Raw genomic sequence first — 20,581 nt, 5'->3', positions numbered from 1 at the left:
ACCTTATTAAAAAACTCATTTTTCTTACCCGACATTAATTCCGAAAAATACACTTTCCTCATAACTATTTTGACCACTATATTAGCGACCAGAATGAAACGGCAACAAAAACCTTTCATTGAAATATAGGTCATTATGGCCATGCGATTTAACTATTAATTACCACGAACCATTTCGGATTGAAATTTTATTATGAATATGAAAAACAAACTAATTGTCACTTCTTTACTGGCCGCCTCGGTATTTGCCTCTACGGCAAATGCAGGCACTATTAATATTACCGGGAAAATCACATCAAACCCATGCGTGGCGAGTTCTACAGTTACAGATATTAAAATGCCAGACATTAACCTAAATGAACTGGGTCGAACTGCCAACACGGTAGCGTCTAGTTCTACAGATATTATCATCAAACTAACCGGTTGTCCGGCAATAAAACAAGATGCCACTGTAACCTTCACAGGTAAAGAAGATACTGATAAGAAAGGCTCATTACAACTGAATGGTGTTAAAGGTGTTGCATTGGCATTGTATGAAGAAGACGGCACTACAGAAATCAAAATAAATGAGAAAGCAGCTGTTAAGTCGCTGGATGGCGCCGAGACTCATGATCTTAAATATAAAGCAAAATATGTCACAACAGCCAGTGTGTTCACTCCAGGTGATGCTGATGCCACACTAAACTTTGAAGTTAAATTTAACTAATACGCCCCCACGCTAATACTTTTATTAGCGGTGTATTTGTTGTGTCTTTACCGCCCCGATATTTTATTTGTCGGGGCAGTAACTTTTATTGTTTATTTTTGCCACCAAGGCAACAAATTAATCTATTTAGAGAGAAAGACCATGCCGTGGTTAAAATCGCTATTCTTTATCGCCTGTTTAACCGGCGTGATGCAGTCAGCTCAGGCCGGTGTCGCGGTTGGTGGAACCCGTGTTATTTATGATGGAGCTAAAAAAGAAGCTTCTTTATCCGTGACCAATCAGGATAAAAACACCCCTTATTTAATTCAAAGCTGGGTCGATAATTTCGAGGCCACCAATAATAACAAAGTGCCGTTTATTATTACCCCGCCGTTATTCCGTTTAGATGGTGAGCAGGAAAGTAACCTGCGTATTTTATTAACTGGCGGTCATTTACCGCAAGACCGTGAATCAGTGTATTGGCTGAATGTCAAAACTATTCCAGCCAGTAAAAAAGGCGCTGGCAACCAACTATTCATCTCGATTAAAAACCGCATTAAATTATTTTACCGCCCAGCAGGACTAGTTGGTAACGCCGCTGATGCCTACAAAGCACTGAGCTTCTCCCGCCAGGGCAAACAATTGCAAGTGAGTAACCCCACAGCCTATCACGTCTCCTTCCATACCCTGAAAGTGGGTAGCAGTGAAATCAAAGGCGCGCTGATGGTGGCCCCTAAAGACACCCTGAATATTGACCTCCCGGCTGGAGCTTCCGGCACCGTGAGTTGGCAGGCGATTAGTGATTTTGGCGGCACGTCAGACGCCGCCACGACGCCCTTATAACTCCGAGTGACCACCATGACGCAGCTTCATTTTACATTACCGCCCAAGCGGCGGGCTTTAAAGCTAGCTATTCAGTTAGCGCTGGGGTTGACCGCTTTGTCTGCCCCCGCCTGGGCCGAAGATTACTTTCATCCCGGTTCGTTAGAAATCAAAGACGCCAGTTATGCAGCAATTGATCTCAGTGTGTTCTCGCAATCCGGCGCGCAATTGCCCGGCATCTATCGGGTCGATATTTACCTTAACGGCCAGCAGATAGAGACGCGAGACGTCAACTTTATTACCGATAACGGCCGCTTATTGGCCGAAATCACCCCACAGCAACTGGCTGATTTTGGGGTGAAAGTGGCCGCCTTCCCCGCCCTGCAACAGCAGCCAGTGGACTTGCCGGTGACACAATTGGGCAAATTTATCCCGGCCGCCAGCAGCAGTTTTGATATTAATCATCAGCGGCTGGATTTAAGTATTCCGCAGGCGGCGCTGAACAGTGAAGCGCGCGGCTATATTGACCCGAAACAGTGGGATCAAGGTATCCCCGCGCTGATGGTCAATTACAGCTTGAGTGGTGCCAATAACTGGCAGGATAACCGCAGTAACAGCAGCCATTTTCTTAATCTGCGCAGCGGGCTGAACTGGGGGCCGTGGCGCTTACGTAACTATTCCACTTACAGCCAAAGCAGCAATGGTCAAGCGCAGTGGAATAACCTGACCAATACTTTGCAGCGGGATATTCACCCCATCAAAGGCCAGCTCACACTGGGGGACAGCTACACCCCCGGCGATATCCTGAGCGGTGTGCCTTTCCGCGGTGCGCAGTTGTCATCCGATGACAGTATGTTGCCCGACAGCTTGCGCGGTTTTGCCCCGGTAATACGCGGTATTGCGGAAAGCAACGCGCAGGTGACCATTCGCCAAAATAATAATGAGATTTACCAAACCTATGTGCCGCCGGGGGCTTTTGTCATTGACGACTTGTTCCCCACCTCTTCGAGTGGTGATTTGGAGGTGACCATCAAAGAGGCAGATGGTCGCGAGCGCAGCTTTAAACAGGCGTTTTCATCCGCGCCCATCATGCAGCGCGAGGGGAGTCTGAAATATGCCCTGAGCGCCGGCCAATATCGTGGTGGTGGTTACGGCAGCCCTACGCCGCACTTTGCCCAGACCTCGCTGGCGTACGGCATGCCGTACGGTTTTACCCTGTATAACGGCTTATTGATCTCATCTGATTATCAGGCCGGTGCGCTGGGGGTAGGGGTCGGCTTAGGCCGTGTGGGATCGGTATCCATGGATGTGACCCAAGCCAAAACCCGCTTTGAAGATAGCGCCCGCCGTCAGGGGCAATCTTACCGTCTGCAATATGCCAAAAGTTTTAGTAAAACTGGCACTAACTTCTCACTCGGTAGCCACCGCTATTCCACCGAGGGTTTTTATGATTTCAGCGAAGCCAACCAACTGACCGGTATGGGCAGCATTAACTCACTGGGGCGCAATAATAACAAACGCAGCCGTACCCAGTTTCATATCAGCCAGTCACTGAGTGATTTTGGCGGCCTGTATCTTTCCGCTTATCAGCAGGATTACTGGCAGCGCAAAGGTTACGAGCGCAATGCCACGCTGGGCTACAACGTGAATATTCACGGCATTAGCTATGGCCTAAATTACAGCTATAGCCAGATGCCGGGTCAGCAGCAAAATGATCAGCGCACCAGCCTGAGTGTCAATATTCCGTTGAGTAAATGGCTACCTAATAGTTGGGCCAATTACAGTATTAATACCCATAAAGGTGGAGCGACCAGCCAGCAATTGGGCCTGAGTGGCAGTGCGCTAGACAATAGTCTCAGCTACAACCTGCAACAAGGCCGCACTAACCATGCCGGGGGCAACAGCGGCAGTCTGAGCAGCAGCTATAGCGGGGCTTACGGCCAGTTAAATGCCGGTTACAACTACAGTGCGAACAGCCGCCAGTTGAACTATGGCCTGAGTGGCGGTGTGTTGGCGCACCCTTACGGCGTCACCCTGTCACAATCTCAGAGCGATACCTTGGTGTTGGTGCGCGCGCCCGGTGCCGGCGGTGTGGGCGTCGGTAGTGGCCGCGGGGTGAAAACCGATTGGCGCGGCTATGCGGTGGTGCCGTATGCCACCCCTTATCGCCAGAATAGCGTGGCGCTGGATACCCAAACTATGGGCGACAGTATTGATATGGATATCACCAGCCAAAATGTGGTTCCCACCCGCGGCGCGGTGGTGCTGGCTAACTTTACACCACGCCTCGGCAGCCGGGTGCTGATTCACCTCAGTTATCAGGGTAAGCCGGTGCCGTTCGGTGCCATGGCCAGCTTGCACGATGATGCAGCCGATAGCACCAATAGCAGTATCGTCGGTGATGGCGGCCAGGTCTATCTCAGCGGCGTGCCGGATAACGGTCATTTGCAGGTGCAGTGGGGCAATCAGGAAAAGCAGCAGTGTCAGGTGAAATTCACCTTACCCGCGGCCGAGGACAATACCACTTCGGCGGTGCGCACGATGGATGCGGTGTGCCGATAAATAAACTTAGGGTTGCGGGTTAATTTTCATTAGCCCAAAACCAAATAAAACATTCATGTAGGTAATTATGTTTTCTTTAACGTCAAAAAATGTAACATATAAAAAATCGTGGTATTTTATTTTAATATTGTCAGTAAGTTACCTGTTTATTCCTAACTTTTCATTTGCAGCTATAACATGTGTTGGAATGCCATCTTCAATAACTTCTAACTTTAGCGTTAAAATTCAAAGAGATTATCCAGTTGGCCATAAAACACCCTTCCTAAATGAGAGTCATAATATTCATTGTCGCGGCCCTATATCCGTAGGAAAAACAATTATTTTTAAACTAATAAACAAGGAAAAACCCCAATTTGTTACCGCTGAAACCTTTGAGAGCGGGTTATCAGGCTTAGGACTTAAAATTACTAGATTACTTGACTTAGCATCATCTACAAATTGCTCCGAAGATCTCGTCAAATTAGAATTAAAATGTAAGGTAACAAAAGGATTTAGTGATTCATATATTATTTTCAGGCCTTCTATGGAGGCAGGTATTACAAAGTTAAATATGAATTATGCTGTAGGCTCATTTGATTTCCCACTTTATGATTGGCTATATTATATGGAATCCGACGGTCCAAGCACAGCTAAAGCAGTTAATGGATCACAAAATCAAAAACATATACATGTCACATCTAATTCTTGTTCCCTCGACACTCCTGTTCTTAACTTTGACTTAGATGAAATAGAACAAAGACATTTTACTAGTATAGGGCCAAAAAACGTAAGAAAAAAACAATTTATAGATTTGACCTGCGATCCCAATGTCATATATTCACTCCAAATTGATGGCATTGCTGAACAGAACTATCCAGGGGTAATTAAATTAATCCCAGGACCGGGTGCAGCCACAGGCGTAGGCGTGCAATTATTAGCTGCCGATCAGGAAATAGAAATTGGCAAAGCCAAAAGAATGGGCACTAGTGATAACAACGGCCGTAGTTCAGGGCAATATATCAGTATCACCGCCCGCTATTATCAAACCGACAATAAAGTTACCCCCGGAATTGTTAAGGCTACTGCAACATTTACTATGACTTATCAGTAGAATGAAAGGGTTTGATTTCGGTTGTTGAAGCATTGGATTAGGTTTAGGTTGATAATCGTTTTGTTATCACATTACCTCAAGCGGCCTCAACCGAATCGCCTCCCCCAATCAACTAAACTGGCCACCTGAGCAACGGAAACCGAAATCCCCACATACCCTGACAATATTTTCATATTTCCTCCATTTTTATCCTGCTAATTCCCGCTAAACTAGTAACCTATCTGTACTCATCGTCTTTCAAGATACAGGTGTGTTGGCTGCGTTCAATCACCCGAACACTGACTTACGTCAGCTTAGCGGGGTTATCTTGCTTGCCGCCTTCCTGAATCACGAAATTTATTGGGTATTAATTCTCATTTTCGCACCAGCATGCGCATAAACAGATCAATAAAGGGACTCTTCGCCATTATGAAAGCTCAATCTAAACGCACTTCCCGATTACTGACGTTATTGGGGATGGTGGTGGCGATTATTGTTGCAGTGTTTGTCTGGCGTCATTTCAGTGCGGCCCCACAGAGTAATACGCCCGGCGCACAACACGCCGCGAGTGGTAGCAGCTCGGCCCGTGCTGGGGGGCGACGCAATATGCCGATGCCGCCAGTACAAGCCGCTACCGCCACCGAACAAGCTGTGCCACGTTATCTCACCGGTTTGGGGACTGTTATTGCCGCGAGCACAGTGACGGTCACCAGTCGGGTTGATGGTCAGCTAATGGCCATTCACTTTACTGAAGGCCAACAGGTTAACGCCGGTGATTTACTGGTCGAAATTGACCCACGCCCTTATCAAGTCCAACTGACTCAAGCTCAAGGGCAACTGGCGAAAGATCAAGCAACACTGGACAATGCGCGTCGTGATTTGGCCCGCTACCAAAAATTGGCTAAAACCGGCCTGATTTCACAACAAGATTTGGACACCCAAACCTCACTGGTGCGCCAGAGTGAGGGCAGTGTGAAAGCCGATCAAGGGGCTATCGACAGCGCCAAACTGCAACTGACTTATAGCCGAATTACCGCGCCTATTTCCGGTAAAGTCGGGCTAAAACAAGTGGATGTCGGCAATTATATTACCAGCGGCACCACGACCCCCATTGTGGTTATCACTCAAACACACCCAGTCGATGTGGTCTTTACTCTGCCAGAAAGTGATATCCCGGCGATTATGCAAGCCCAGAAAAATGCAGAAAAAAACAACACAACAGTGCCGGTTGAAGCATGGGATCGCACCAATAAACAGCTGCTGGCCCAAGGTTACCTGCTCAGCATTGATAATCAGATTGATGCCACCACCGGCACTATTAAGCTGAAAGCCCGCTTTGCCAATGAAGATGACGTGCTGTTCCCAAATCAATTTGTGAATGCGCGGATCAAGGTGGATTTACTGCAAAATGCCGTGGTGGTGCCGACCGCTGCTGTGCAAATGGGTAATGAAGGCAGCTTTGTCTGGACACTAAATGATGAGAATAAAGTCAGTAAGCACTTAGTCACCACCGGAATTCAAGATAGCAAACAAGTGGTTATCAGCGCCGGGCTGGATGCGGGTCAGCGCGTGGTCACTGATGGTATTGATCGCCTGACGGAAGGGTTACAAGTTGAAGTGGTCACACCGCGCTCGGCCGAGGCCAACCAAACTAACGCGGCCGAAAAACCGGCAGCGCAGGGGAGCGGCACACATCGTCGAGGTGGAAAACCCGCCACTGACACACCGGCTGGCACGGCTCCTGCGGCGGAGAAATCCTGATGCAAGTGATGCCTCCAACACCGGGTGGCGGGCCATCACGGCTGTTTATCCTGCGCCCGGTTGCCACAACATTATTTATGATCGCCATTCTGCTGGCGGGGATTATCGGATATCGTGCTTTGCCGGTTTCCGCCCTGCCGGAAGTGGACTACCCGACGATTCAGGTGGTAACCCTCTATCCCGGTGCCAGCCCGGATGTGGTGACATCCTCCATTACCGCGCCACTCGAACGCCAGTTTGGTCAAATGTCTGGCTTGAAACAGATGGCGTCACAAAGCTCCGGCGGCGCGTCGGTTATCACCTTGCAATTCCAACTGACTTTGCCGCTGGATGTGGCCGAGCAAGAAGTACAGGCGGCGATTAACTCCGCTACTAACCTGCTCCCGAGTGATCTGCCCTATCCACCGATTTACAGCAAAGTGAATCCAGCGGATCCACCGATTCTGACACTAGCAGTGACCTCCACGGCCATTCCGATGACCCAAGTGGAAGACATGGTGGAAACCCGCATTGCGCAGAAAATTTCGCAAGTGACCGGGGTAGGTTTGGTCACCATTTCAGGCGGCCAGCGCCCGGCGGTGCGGGTAAAACTCAATGCACCGGCCGTTGCTGCCTTGGGGTTAGATAGCGAAACCATTCGCACCGCTATCAGCAATGCCAATGTCAATTCAGCCAAAGGCAGTCTGGATGGGCCCACCCGCTCGGTGACATTGTCTGCAAATGATCAGATGAAATCTGCTGAAGATTATCGCGACCTGATTGTTGCTTACCAAAACGGCGCGCCAGTCCGTTTGCAAGATGTCGCCACTATTGAACAGGACGCAGAAAATAACAAATTGGCCGCCTGGGCCAATACCGAACAGGCGATCGTGCTGAATATCCAGCGCCAGCCGGGAGTTAATGTGATAGCCACTGCCGACAGCATTCGTGAAATGCTGCCGGAGCTTATCAAAAGCCTGCCTAAGTCGGTTGATGTCAAAGTGCTGACCGACCGCACCACTACTATCCGCGCCTCGGTCAATGATGTGCAATTTGAATTAATGCTGGCGATTGTATTGGTCGTGATGGTGATTTACCTGTTCCTGCGCAATGCGGCGGCCACGATTATCCCCAGTATTGCCGTGCCGCTGTCACTGATTGGGACGTTCGCGGCGATGTATTTTCTTGGTTTTTCAATCAATAACCTGACATTAATGGCCCTGACGATTGCCACCGGTTTTGTCGTCGATGACGCCATTGTGGTGATTGAAAATATCTCGCGCTATATCGAAAAAGGCGAGAAGCCGCTGGATGCCGCGCTAAAAGGGGCCGGTGAGATTGGCTTTACCATCATCTCCCTGACTTTCTCATTGATTGCGGTGTTGATTCCATTGCTATTTATGGGCGATATCGTGGGCCGCCTGTTCCGCGAATTTGCAGTAACATTGGCGATTGCTATCCTGATTTCAGGGGTGGTTTCCCTGACGTTAACGCCAATGATGTGCGCGCGGATGCTCAGTTATGAATCACTGCGCAAACAAAACCGCCTGTCGCGCGCCAGCGAAAAATTCTTTGACTGGGTGATTGCCCATTATGCTGTCGCACTGAAAAAAGTCCTTAATCATCAATGGATAACCTTGGGTGTCGCGTTGAGCACTCTGGTACTGACCGTGTTGCTTTACTTACTGATCCCCAAAGGCTTTTTCCCCTTGCAGGACAATGGGTTAATTCAGGGCACTTTGGAAGCACCGCAATCTGTTTCGTTCAGTAATATGGCGGAACGCCAGCAGCAAGTGGCCGCGATTATCCTTAAAGATCCGGCGGTCGAAAGTCTGACTTCATTTGTCGGGGTCGACGGCACCAATGCCACCCTCAACAATGGCCGGTTGCAGATTAACCTTAAGCCATTAAGCAGCCGAGAAGACCGAATCCCAGAGATAATTACTCGCCTACAGCAGAGTGTGGCCGGAATTCCGGGAATTAAGCTCTATTTGCAACCTGTACAAGATTTAACCATTGATACCCAGCTGAGCCGTACACAGTATCAATTCACACTCCAGGCGACCTCACTGGAGGAACTGAGCGCGTGGGTGCCGAAACTGGTGAGTGAATTACAGCAACAAGCGCCGTTCCAGGATGTCACCAGCGATTGGCAAGATCAGGGGTTGGTGGCGTTTGTGAATGTGGACAGAGATAGCGCTAGCCGACTGGGGATTACCATGGCCGCTATCGACAGCGCTTTGTATAACGCGTTTGGTCAACGGCTGATTTCCACCATTTATACTCAAGCCAATCAGTATCGGGTAGTGCTGGAGCATGATGTCAAAGCCACTCCGGGGTTGGCGGCATTCAATGATATCCGCCTGACCGGCAGTGACGGCAAAGGCGTACCATTGAGCAGCATTGCCACGATTGAAGAGCGCTTCGGGCCGCTTTCTATCAACCATTTGAATCAGTTCCCATCAGCCACCATCTCATTCAATTTGGCGCAGGGCTATTCACTGGGTGAAGCAGTGAATGCGGTGACGCAAGCAGAGCAGGCAATCCAACTGCCGGCCGATATCACGACGCGTTTCCAAGGCTCGACGCTGGCGTTCCAAGCCGCACTGGGCAGCACGCTATGGCTGATTATTGCCGCGATTGTGGCGATGTATATTGTGCTCGGTGTGCTATATGAAAGTTTTATTCACCCGGTAACTATCTTATCAACCCTACCAACTGCCGGTGTGGGGGCGTTACTGGCCCTGATATTGACCGGCAATGAGCTGGATGTGATCGCCATTATTGGGATAATCCTGCTGATCGGGATCGTGAAGAAAAACGCCATCATGATGATCGACTTTGCATTGGCCGCCGAGCGCGATCAGGGCATGACGCCATATGACGCGATTTATCAGGCCTGTTTATTACGTTTCCGGCCAATTCTAATGACCACATTGGCCGCGCTGTTTGGGGCGTTGCCACTGATGCTCAGTACCGGCACTGGGGCTGAATTACGCCAGCCGCTAGGGGTCTGTATGGTCGGCGGACTGATTGTCAGCCAGGTGCTAACCCTGTTCACCACGCCGGTTATCTATCTGTTATTTGATAAACTGGCGCGCAACTCCCATGGTAAAAACCGATATCGTCATGAGGATATTGATGCGCCAGAATTGCCGAATGGGCGGGAACAGCCGTGAAATTTTTCGCTCTGTTTATTCAGCGCCCGGTCGCCACCACCCTGCTGACACTGGCTATTACCCTCAGTGGTGTGATCGGCTTTAGCTTATTGCCGGTCTCGCCACTGCCGCAGGTCGATTATCCGGTGATTATGGTTAGCGCCTCCATGCCCGGCGCTGACCCGGAAACCATGGCGTCATCCATTGCCACACCATTGGAACGCGCACTGGGAAGAATTGCTGGGGTCAATGAAATGACCTCAACCAGTTCGCTGGGTAGCACGCGGATTATTCTGCAATTTGATCTCAGCCGCGACATTAACGGTGCCGCTCGCGATGTGCAGGCCGCGCTCAATGCGGCCCAAAGTTTGCTCCCCTCCGGGATGCCCAACCGCCCGACTTACCGCAAAATGAACCCGTCTGACGCGCCAATTATGATAATGACACTGACGTCGGATACTTTCAGTCAGGGCCAATTATATGACTTTGCTTCCACTCAGTTGGCGCAGAAAATTGCCCAGACCGAAGGTGTCAGTGATGTCTCTGTCGGTGGAAGCTCCCTGCCCGCAGTCAGGGTTGAGCTTAATCCGAGTGCGCTATTTAATCAGGGCGTGTCACTGGATGCGGTGCGTCAGGCGATCAGTGCGGCTAACGTGCGCCGCCCGCAAGGATCAATTGATGGCAATGAGCAACATTGGCAGGTTCAGGCCAATGATGAGATCAAAACTGCCGAAGGGTATCGCCCACTTATAATTCATTACAACAATGGTTCGGCAGTGCGCTTACAGGATGTCGCGAATATCGTCGATTCCGTGCAGGATGTGCGCAATGCCGGGATGTCTGATGGCAAGCCGGCCATCCTGTTGGTTATCAGCCGTGAGCCGGGGGCGAATATTATTGCCACGGTCGACAGAATTCGGGCCGAACTCCCTGCCCTGCGAGCTTCGATCCCGGCCTCGATTCAATTGAATATTGCTCAAGATCGCTCTCCCACGATCCGTGCCTCACTTGATGAAGTGGAGCGGTCATTGGTGATCGCCGTGGCATTGGTTATCCTGGTGGTCTTCTTGTTCCTGCGGTCAGGTCGCGCGACCTTGATCCCCGCCGTTGCTGTGCCGGTCTCACTCATCGGGACTTTTACCGCCATGTATTTGTGTGGTTTTAGTCTCAATAACCTGTCGCTGATGGCACTGACCATCGCGACTGGCTTTGTAGTCGACGATGCTATCGTGGTGTTGGAGAACATTTCTCGTCATTTGGAAGCGGGAGTGAAACCGATGATTGCCGCCTTACGCGGGGTTCGCGAAGTCGGTTTTACAGTACTGTCGATGAGTATTTCGCTAGTGGCGGTGTTTATTCCACTGCTGTTGATGGAAGGGCTACCGGGGCGGTTATTCCGTGAGTTTGCCGTCACATTGTCAGTGGCTATCGGTATCTCGTTGGTTATTTCGTTGACTCTAACCCCGATGATGTGTGCTCATTTATTACGCGCACACCCGGTTGGTCAACAGCAACGTATTCGCGGTTTCGGTAAAGTGCTGTTATCTATTCAGCAAGGCTATGGCCGCTCACTCAATTGGGTGCTGGGCCATACACGCTGGGTGATGGTTGTGCTGCTTTCCACTATTGCTCTGAATGTTTGGCTGTATATCAGCATCCCGAAAACCTTTTTCCCCGAGCAAGATACCGGCCGCATGATGGGTTTTATTCAAGCTGATCAGAGTATTTCGTTCCAGGCGATGCAGCAAAAACTGAAAGATTTCATGAAAATTGTCGGCGCGGATCCGGCGGTCGACAATGTGACCGGTTTTACTGGCGGTTCGCGCACCAACAGCGGCTCAATGTTTATCTCACTGAAACCACTGAGTGAGCGCAGCGAAACTGCCCAACAAGTCATTACCCGGCTACGTGGCAAACTGGCAAAAGAGCCGGGAGCCAGCCTGTTCCTCTCTCCGGTGCAAGATATTCGTGTTGGCGGCCGCCAATCTAACGCCAGTTATCAATTTACGCTATTGGCCGACGATTTAACGGCCCTGCGTGAATGGGAGCCGAAAGTTCGCGCCGCGCTGAGTAAGTTACCAGAACTGGCAGATGTGAACTCCGACCAACAGGATAAAGGCTCGGAAATGGCCCTGACGTACGATCGCGAAACCATGGCACGGCTGGGTATTGATGTGTCAGATGCCAATGCGTTGCTCAATAACGCCTTTGGTCAGCGGCAGATTTCCACCATTTATCAGCCATTGAACCAATACAAGGTGGTGATGGAAGTCGCGCCTCAATTTACGCAGGATGTGAGTTCGCTGGACAAAATGTTTGTGATTAACAGCGAAGGCCAGTCAATTCCACTGTCGTATTTCGCCAAGTGGCAGCCCGCCAATGCCCCGCTGGCGGTGAATCATCAAGGTTTATCGGCCGCCTCGACTATCTCATTTAACTTGCCCGATGGCGGCAGCCTGTCTGAAGCAACCGCCGCTGTTGAGCGGGCGATGACGGAACTGGGGGTGCCCGGCACCGTGCGAGGCGTGTTTGCCGGTACCGCGCAAGTGTTCCAGGAAACCTTGAAATCCCAGCTATGGCTGATTATGGCGGCGATCGCCACGGTATATATCGTGCTCGGGATTTTGTATGAAAGTTATGTTCACCCACTGACAATATTATCAACATTACCCTCCGCGGGGGTCGGGGCGCTATTGGCGCTGGAGCTGTTCGATGCGCCCTTTAGTCTCATCGCCCTGATTGGCATCATGTTATTGATTGGTATCGTGAAAAAGAATGCCATCATGATGGTTGATTTTGCTCTTGATGCTCAGCGCAATGGCAATCTCAGTGCCCGTGATGCCATTTTCCAAGCCAGTTTGCTGCGCTTTAGGCCGATTTTGATGACCACGTTAGCCGCCTTATTCGGGGCACTGCCGCTAGTATTGAGCAGTGGCGATGGCGCGGAATTGCGCCAACCGCTGGGGATTACCATTGCCGGTGGGTTGGTGATGAGCCAGTTGCTGACGCTCTATACCACCCCAGTGGTTTATCTCTATTTTGACCGGCTGCGCAACCGCTTTAGCAAAAAGCCGTTGATGAGACTGGAATAATGGCAAACGCTATAGACTTAAAAGTGCAGCCAACACACCTGCGGTTTAGGAAACAGCGCTGTGCCGAATCCCCTATAGCTTTCAAGTTGCGGCAAGGCGGCAAACGAGAAAATCCCGATGAGCTGACATTAGTCAGTGATTCGGGCGAACGAGTGCAGCCAACACCGCAGCAGGTTGAAAGATGACAGCCTATTTATACCCTATAGCTTTCAAGTTGCGGCAAGGCGGCAAACGAGAAAGTCCCGATGAGCTGACACTAGTCAGTGATTCGGGCGAACGAGTGCAGCCAACACCGCAGCAGGTTGAAAGATGACGGGTATACGTTGGCAACTGTGGATAGTGGCCTTCGGCTTCTTTATGCAGACGCTGGATACCACCATCGTCAACACCGCCTTGCCCTCAATGGCGGCCAGTCTGGGCGAAAATCCGCTGCGCATGCAGTCGGTGATTGTCTCTTATGTGCTAACAGTGGCGGTGATGCTACCTGCCAGTGGCTGGCTGGCCGATAAAGTTGGCGTTAAATGGGTATTCTTCTCGGCCATTATCCTGTTTACCCTCGGCTCATTGATGTGTGCGCAAGCTGAAACCTTGAATGAGCTGATTTCTTCCCGTGTTATTCAAGGGGTTGGCGGTGCCATGATGGTGCCGGTGGGCCGCCTGACCGTGATGAAAATCGTGCCACGCGAACAATATATGTCGGCAATGGCATTTGTTACCTTGCCTGGCCAGATTGGGCCATTAGTCGGGCCAGCACTGGGAGGATTTTTGGTGGAGTATGCCAGTTGGCACTGGATATTTTTGATCAACTTGCCTGTCGGGGTGGTCGGCGCAATCGCCACTTTGTGGCTGATGCCCAATTACACCACCCGGACTCGACGCTTTGATATCAGTGGTTTTATTATGCTGGCCATCGGCATGGCAACCTTGACACTGGCATTAGATGGACATAAAGGACTGGGCCTGCCCCCCTTAGCAATCGCAGGTCTGGTATTGTGCGGAATATTGGCGTTGGCAGGTTATTGGTGGCATGCCAAAGGTAACAGTTCGGCGCTATTCACACTGAGGTTGTTGAACAATAAATCCTATTCTCTGGGCCTGATAGGCAGTATGAGTGCCCGTGTCGGCAGCGGCATGCTGCCATTTATGACACCGGTTTTTCTGCAAATTGGGCTGGGGTTTACCCCATTCCATGCCGGCTTGATGATGATCCCGATGATTATCGGCAGCATGGGCATGAAGCGGATTATTGTGCGCGTGGTTAACCGCTTCGGTTACCGCCGGGTGCTGGTCAGTGCCACATTGCTACTGGCGGTCGTCAGCTTAAGCTTCCCCATGGTGGCATTGATGGGATGGACGCTGCTGCTACCGGTGGTGCTATTCTTCCAGGGAATGCTTAATGCGTTGCGCTTCTCCACGATGAATACATTGACCCTGAAAGATTTACCCAACCGCCTCGCCAGCAGCGGCAATAGCCTGTTGTCGATGGTTATGCAGTTGTCGATGAGCTTGGGGGTCAGCACTGCCGGGATATTACTCGGCGTATTTGCGCATAATCAGGTCGTGACAAACACCCCTGCAACTCACAGTGCGTTCTTATACAGTTACCTGTGTATGGCAATTATTATTGCGCTACCTGCCCTGATATTTAACCGCGTGCCGCCGGATACTGGCACTAACCGCAATCTGTCCCGCTCGCCCGCTAAACCGGCCAACCGATAAAACAGGTGGAGATATCATGAGAATCGGCATTACCGGAAAACTGTTTATGGCAATATTCGCCACCTGCATGCTGGTGTTAGTCACCATGCATTGGGGGGTCAGAGCCAGCTTCGAGCGCGGTTTCATCGATTATATCAAGCAAAGCAATGAGCAGCGCATAGCCATGTTGGGCGATGCCCTCGAGGTACAATATCAGCGCTATGGTAACTGGGATTTCCTGCGCAATAATGACCAAATTATTTATCAAATCATGCGCTCTTTCGAGCAAAGTGGCAGTAACAGCCATAACTTACCGCCACACGGCTGGCGTGCTCAATTGTGGGTAGTTGATAGCCACAATAACTTGCTGGCTGGCCGCTCTGACCGGGTCCCCAAAGAAGCTAGCCGCCAACCAATAACCGTTAATAAACAAGTAGTTGGCTGGGTGATGTCGACTCCGCCAGAAAAACTGACCCGCAACGCCGACATTAATTTTGATCAACAACAGCGCCGTACCAGTTGGATTATTGTCGGCTTGTCGACCTTACTGGCAGCCGCAGTCACCTGGATTTTATCGCGCGGCATGCTGGCCCCCGTCAAACGCCTGGTCGAGGGCACTCATCGGCTAGCCGCCGGTGATTTCAGTGCCCGAGTGGCGGTCAGTAGTCGAGACGAACTGGGCCGTTTGGCACAGGATTTTAACCAGCTTGCCAGCTCATTGGAGAAAAATGAGCAGATGCGACGCGACTTCATGGCCGATGTTTCCCATGAGTTGCGTACCCCACTGGCGGTATTACGCGGTGAACTGGAGGCATTACAAGATGGTGTGCGTGTGCCGACGCCGGAGTCATTGATTTCGCTACAAGCCGAAGTCGGGATATTGACCAAACTGGTTAACGACTTACACCAATTGTCTCTCTCTGACCGGGGGGCACTGGCTTACCGCAAAACCCAACTGGATGCCGCTCGCCTGTTACAAATTGCTATTGCCAGCTTCCGTGGCCGTTTTGAAACCAAAAATATCAATATCACCGCCCGGCTGCCGGAACAGGCGGTGATGTTTGGCGACCCCGACCGGTTAAATCAACTCTTTCATAACTTGCTGGAAAATAGCCTGCGCTACACCAATGAAGGCGGCCAGTTAGAAATCACGGCACAGCAGGAAGAAGAGACATTAACGCTGCGCTGGCAAGACAGTAAACCGGGGCTTAGCGATGAGCAGTTACAGCGTATTTTTGAGCGTTTTTATCGCACTGAAAGCTCACGTAACCGCGCCAGTGGTGGCTCGGGGCTGGGTTTGGCGATTTGCCATAATATTGTCGAGGCCCACAGTGGGAAAATCAGTGCCGAACATTCACCTATGGGTGGCCTGCGGATTACGGTAGTATTTCCGCTATTCCATTCAATAGGGTAATTCATTTCATGCACGAACAGCTTCAGTCTGCCAGTCAGTCTGGCACCGTGTTGATTGTTGAAGATGAGCCTAAGCTCGGCCAGTTGTTGGTCGATTACCTGCAAGCTGCGGGTTACCGCACCCAGTGGCTCACCAACGGCGCTGAAGTGGTCGCGGCAGTTCGCCAGGCTCCGCCTGCTATCATCTTGCTGGACCTCATGTTACCGGGCAGTGATGGCATCAGCATTTGTCGTGAAATTCGCCGTTTTTCAGATATCCCTATCATGATGGTCACGGCGAAAACAGAAGAAATCGACCGGTTACTGGGATTGGAAATTGGAGCGGATGATTATATCTGCAAGCCCTATAGCCCGCGGGAAGTGGTCGCTCGGGTGAAAACTATCCTGCGCCGCTGCCAACAACAGCGCGAGCAGCCCAGTGATAATGCGCCACTGCTGATTGATGAATCGCGCTTCCAAGCCAGTTATCAAGGTCACCTGCTGGAGCTGACCCCGGCGGAGTTTCGTCTGTTGAAAATCCTTGCAACCCAACCAGGCCATGTTTTTAGTCGCGAACAACTGCTCAATAACCTGTATGACGATTATCGGGTAGTGACAGACCGCACTATTGACAGCCATATCAAGAACCTGCGCCGTAAATTAGAAGCTCTCGATGGTGAAAAGCCATTTATTCGCGCAGTTTATGGAATGGGCTACCGCTGGGAAGCAGAGATCTGCCGTTTACTGTAATGTCGCCCCGAAGAGCTTACCCAAGTCAGTGATTCGGGTGATTGAATGCTGCCAATGCCCATGTAATTTGAAATATGACGGGTATAAATCTGCATTATGTTGGTGGTGTATGAGCCGTTGGCTACACTCATAGGAGGTATCACCACCAACAGGAGAAACATTATGGTCACAGGTCACTATGAGATTAAAAAGGCAAAGAATGGGCAGTACCATTTCAATCTGAAAGCCAGCAATGGCGAAATTATTCTCACCAGTGAGATGTATGCCAGCAAGGCCTCCGCGGAAAACGGTATATCATCGGTGCAAAGTAACTCCCCACTGGAAAGCCAATATGAGCTGAAGCACAACACGAAAAATGAGCCTTATTTTGTGTTGAAAGCAAAAAATCATCAGGTTATTGGTGTCAGCGAATCCTACAGTTCAGAAACTGCGGCTAAAAATGGGATTGCCTCTGTTATGAAAAATGGCCCCACCACAATCATTAAAGATTTAACGCTGTAATCTTATTGATTAGATAGCACTATTTTACTGACTTTTTTGTACCCAATAGATTTCAAAGTGCAGGAAGGCAATAAGTCACTGGTAAATCGGCCGAAGACTGGTTTGAACAGCATTTATGCCGGCCTGCCATTTGAAAGATAATGAAGAGCGCGGGGTGTCTGACCGCGCTTATTACACCTCAAATTGATCCAGATCATTTAAACCTTACAAAAATTGTGCGACGGCTGATTTTCAAGGTTGCCGAGGTTACAATCCCCGGCTTTTAGCCACCCCTCGGGCGTGGTTCTGACTTGAACTCAGACTGAGAGCCGTTATATGTCTTTAACAAAAGTGTCATCATCAACATCTTCATCAGAATCTTCAGTAAATCCGCCTTTTACACCGGAATTACTCTCCCCCGCCGGTACCCTAAAGAATATGCGCTATGCCTTTGCTTATGGTGCAGATGCCGTTTATGCCGGCCAGCCGCGCTATAGCCTGCGGGTGCGTAATAATGAATTCAACCATGAGAATCTGGCATTAGGTATTCAGGAAGCACATGCTTTGGGTAAGCGCTTTTATGTGGTGGTGAATATTGCGCCCCACAACTCTAAGCTGAAAACCTTCCTGCGGGATTTAAAACCGGTGATTGATATGGGGCCGGATGCCCTGATTATGTCTGACCCTGGTTTGATAATGATGGTGCGCGAGGCTTTCCCTCAGATGGACATCCACCTGTCAGTGCAGGCCAATGCAGTGAACTGGGCGACCGTCAAATTCTGGCAGCAAATGGGGCTAACCCGTGTGATTCTTTCCCGTGAATTATCACTGGAAGAAATCGCCGAAATCCGCGCACAAGTGCCCGACATGGAGCTGGAAATATTTGTCCACGGCGCACTTTGCATGGCTTATTCCGGCCGTTGCCTGCTCTCCGGCTATATCAATAAACGCGACCCGAATCAGGGAACATGCACCAATGCCTGCCGCTGGGAATATAATGTCCAGGAAGGTAAAGAAGATGATATTGGCAATATCGTGCATATTCACCAGCCTATTGCGGTGAAGAATATCGCCCCCACACTGGGTATCGGCGCGCCGACCGACAAAGTGTTTATGATAGAAGAAGCCCAGCGCCCCGGTGAATACATGACCGCCACGGAAGATGAGCACGGCACTTACATCATGAATTCCAAAGACCTGCGCGCCATTCAGCATGTGGAACGCCTGACCCAGATGGGGGTGCATTCACTGAAGATTGAGGGGCGGACTAAGTCATTTTATTATTGCGCCCGTACTGCGCAAGTTTATCGCCGAGCAATTGATGATGCCGTGGCCGGTAAACCTTTCGACCCAACCTTACTGACCACATTGGAAGGCTTAGCTCACCGTGGTTACACCGAAGGTTTCTTGCGCCGCCATGCCCATGAAGAGCAGCAAACATATGAATATGGCTATTCCGTTTCAGAACGCCAGCAATTTGTCGGGGAGTTTACCGGTGTGCGCCGTGATGGCTTGGCTGAAGTGGTAGTCAAAAATAAATTCTCGGTCGGCGACAGTGTTGAACTGATGACCCCCAATGGTAATATCCAGTTTACCCTTGAAAGTATGCAGGATAAAAAAGGCCAACCCGCGGATATCGCACCGGGCAACGGGCATATCATGTATTTGCCTATCCCAGAGGACATTAATGTGGAATATGGCTTACTGATACGGAATCTGAACGGGACAAATAGCCGTAATCCCCATGAAAAGGCATAACAAGAAGCATTAAAAAATAATGCCATCGCTAAGATGGCATTTTTAGCAAATATTAGAAATGGATCACATCAATTATAATAACACTGGGGTAGGATAGCTCGAGTACAATCAAGAACTAAAAAAGTTTTAAAGCAAGACTAGGAACCACCTCCTTGGCTAGCCCAATCTCCCTTGGGCTGGCCTTTTCTTTTTTATCACTATAACTCATTGATTATAAGTGATTTTCATCACACCTTTATTATTAATGATTCTTGTTATGCTGTTAGATAATAATAAGAGTAGCCGCATGTTATGAATAATCCCACCTTAAATAGAGTTTATCTTAGTTAAATAAGTATTCCTGTAAAAATAAAACCAATTTTTATTAAGGCCAATAATTACTGATGCTCTCTGTTATTTATTGAATAATCTGATAGATAAATTAAACAAGTTTGGGTTACTGTTACTCTTATTACAGAAATGATCTGGAGCAAGTTATGACCTCAATGCCACATACTCTTCTCATCCTTAATGGCAAAGAAGCGGGTAACCAAGATGTTCGCAATGCTGTCAAAAACTTGCGCGAGGAGGGAGCCACTCTTCATGTCCGCGTCACTTGGGAGCAAGGTGATGCCAAACGCTATGTCGAAGAAGCTGCGGTGCTGGCAGTCGAGACAGTGATTGCCGGTGGCGGAGATGGCACTATCAATGAGGTTGCTAGTGCTCTGATAACACTGCCTGAGGAGAATCGCCCCAGCTTGGGCATCCTGCCGCTGGGCACAGCGAATGATTTTGCTACCAGTTGTAGCATTCCTCTGCAAATAGAAAACGCATTGCAGCTAGCGGTTAAAGGTCGGAAAGTCGCCATTGATATAGCGCAAGTGAATGACAACCACTATTTTATCAATATGGCCACAGGCGGTTTTGGTACGCGCATTACTACTGAAACACCTGACAAACTCAAGGCGGTACTGGGCGGTGCGTCTTACTTTATTCATGGCCTGATGCGCATGGATACCATTAAAGCCGACAGTTGTGAGATTCGCGGCCCTGACTTCGAATGGTCTGGCGATGCCTTAGTCATTGGGATTGGCAATGGTAGACAAGCCGGTGGTGGGCAGCCCCTTTGCCCCGATGCACTGATTAATGATGGCCAGTTACAATTACGTTTGCTGATTGCTGAAGAATTGCTTCCTGCCCTGCTGACCAGTGTCTTTAGCGGTGAGAAAAACAAAAATGTGATTGAGACATCTCTACCTTGGCTTGAAATCACCGCACCACATGACATTACCTTTAATCTGGATGGGGAACCTTTGTCAGGAAAAAACTTTCGTATTAAAGTCATCCCCAATGCAATTCAATGTCACCTTCCCCCAAATTGCGAGCTGCTAGGCTAA

The 20,581-nt window shown here is 49.9% G+C and carries 14 protein-coding genes; all 14 read left to right on the top strand.

The genetic code is table 11. From position 1 onward, the window contains the following. The first annotated feature begins 192 nt into the window (after positions 1 to 192). On the top strand, positions 193 to 705 hold the full coding sequence (locus F0T03_RS05935; RefSeq protein WP_159677442.1) for a fimbrial protein: 513 nt from the start codon (positions 193 to 195) through the stop codon (positions 703 to 705). 141 nt (positions 706 to 846) lie between these two features. Next, positions 847 to 1,527 carry a fimbrial biogenesis chaperone gene (locus F0T03_RS05930; protein ID WP_159677441.1) on the top strand — a complete coding sequence of 227 codons (681 nt, stop codon included), beginning with the start codon at positions 847 to 849 and terminating at the stop codon, positions 1,525 to 1,527. A 15-nt stretch (positions 1,528 to 1,542) separates the two neighbouring features. Then, positions 1,543 to 4,068, top strand: coding sequence for a fimbria/pilus outer membrane usher protein (locus tag F0T03_RS05925; RefSeq protein WP_159677440.1), 2,526 nt, complete (start codon positions 1,543 to 1,545; stop codon positions 4,066 to 4,068). Positions 4,069 to 4,135: 67 nt separating this feature from the next. Then, on the top strand, positions 4,136 to 5,158 hold the full coding sequence (locus F0T03_RS05920; protein WP_159677439.1) for a fimbrial protein: 1,023 nt from the start codon (positions 4,136 to 4,138) through the stop codon (positions 5,156 to 5,158). Between the two features lie 408 nt (positions 5,159 to 5,566). Then, the gene (locus F0T03_RS05915) at positions 5,567 to 6,898 is read left to right on the top strand and encodes an MdtA/MuxA family multidrug efflux RND transporter periplasmic adaptor subunit (protein ID WP_159677438.1); all 1,332 of its coding nucleotides are present in this window, start codon (positions 5,567 to 5,569) and stop codon (positions 6,896 to 6,898) included. Beyond that, positions 6,898 to 10,056: an MdtB/MuxB family multidrug efflux RND transporter permease subunit gene (locus F0T03_RS05910; protein ID WP_159677437.1), complete on the top strand. Its 3,159-nt coding sequence runs from the start codon at positions 6,898 to 6,900 to the stop codon at positions 10,054 to 10,056. The genes F0T03_RS05915 and F0T03_RS05910 overlap by 1 nt, the downstream gene beginning before the upstream one ends. After that, positions 10,053 to 13,127 (top strand): multidrug efflux RND transporter permease subunit MdtC, encoded by a 3,075-nt coding sequence (gene mdtC, locus F0T03_RS05905; RefSeq protein WP_145555489.1) that lies wholly within the window; start codon positions 10,053 to 10,055, stop codon positions 13,125 to 13,127. The genes F0T03_RS05910 and mdtC overlap by 4 nt, the downstream gene beginning before the upstream one ends. Beyond that, positions 13,127 to 13,312 (top strand): hypothetical protein, encoded by a 186-nt coding sequence (locus F0T03_RS05900; protein ID WP_159677436.1) that lies wholly within the window; start codon positions 13,127 to 13,129, stop codon positions 13,310 to 13,312. The genes mdtC and F0T03_RS05900 overlap by 1 nt, the downstream gene beginning before the upstream one ends. Before the next feature lie 124 nt (positions 13,313 to 13,436). Next, positions 13,437 to 14,846, top strand: a complete 1,410-nt coding sequence (gene mdtD / locus F0T03_RS05895) for an MFS transporter (protein WP_145555488.1) — start codon at positions 13,437 to 13,439, stop codon at positions 14,844 to 14,846. A 16-nt stretch (positions 14,847 to 14,862) separates the two neighbouring features. Next, on the top strand, positions 14,863 to 16,239 hold the full coding sequence (baeS, locus tag F0T03_RS05890; RefSeq protein WP_159677435.1) for an envelope stress sensor histidine kinase BaeS: 1,377 nt from the start codon (positions 14,863 to 14,865) through the stop codon (positions 16,237 to 16,239). An 8-nt stretch (positions 16,240 to 16,247) separates the two neighbouring features. Continuing rightward, positions 16,248 to 16,967, top strand: coding sequence for an envelope stress response regulator BaeR (baeR, locus tag F0T03_RS05885; protein WP_159677434.1), 720 nt, complete (start codon positions 16,248 to 16,250; stop codon positions 16,965 to 16,967). Between the two features lie 162 nt (positions 16,968 to 17,129). Continuing rightward, positions 17,130 to 17,468 carry a YegP family protein gene (locus F0T03_RS05880; protein WP_159677433.1) on the top strand — a complete coding sequence of 113 codons (339 nt, stop codon included), beginning with the start codon at positions 17,130 to 17,132 and terminating at the stop codon, positions 17,466 to 17,468. A 315-nt stretch (positions 17,469 to 17,783) separates the two neighbouring features. After that, positions 17,784 to 19,205, top strand: a complete 1,422-nt coding sequence (gene trhP / locus F0T03_RS05875) for a prephenate-dependent tRNA uridine(34) hydroxylase TrhP (protein WP_145555484.1) — start codon at positions 17,784 to 17,786, stop codon at positions 19,203 to 19,205. 485 nt (positions 19,206 to 19,690) lie between these two features. Then, on the top strand, positions 19,691 to 20,581 hold the full coding sequence (gene yegS, locus F0T03_RS05870; RefSeq protein ID WP_159680711.1) for a lipid kinase YegS: 891 nt from the start codon (positions 19,691 to 19,693) through the stop codon (positions 20,579 to 20,581).

This window comes from Yersinia canariae, assembly GCF_009831415.1.
Classification (GTDB): domain Bacteria; phylum Pseudomonadota; class Gammaproteobacteria; order Enterobacterales; family Enterobacteriaceae; genus Yersinia; species Yersinia canariae.
Note: the sequence above shows the minus strand (reverse complement) of the source record. Positions and strands in the feature narration are given on the sequence as shown.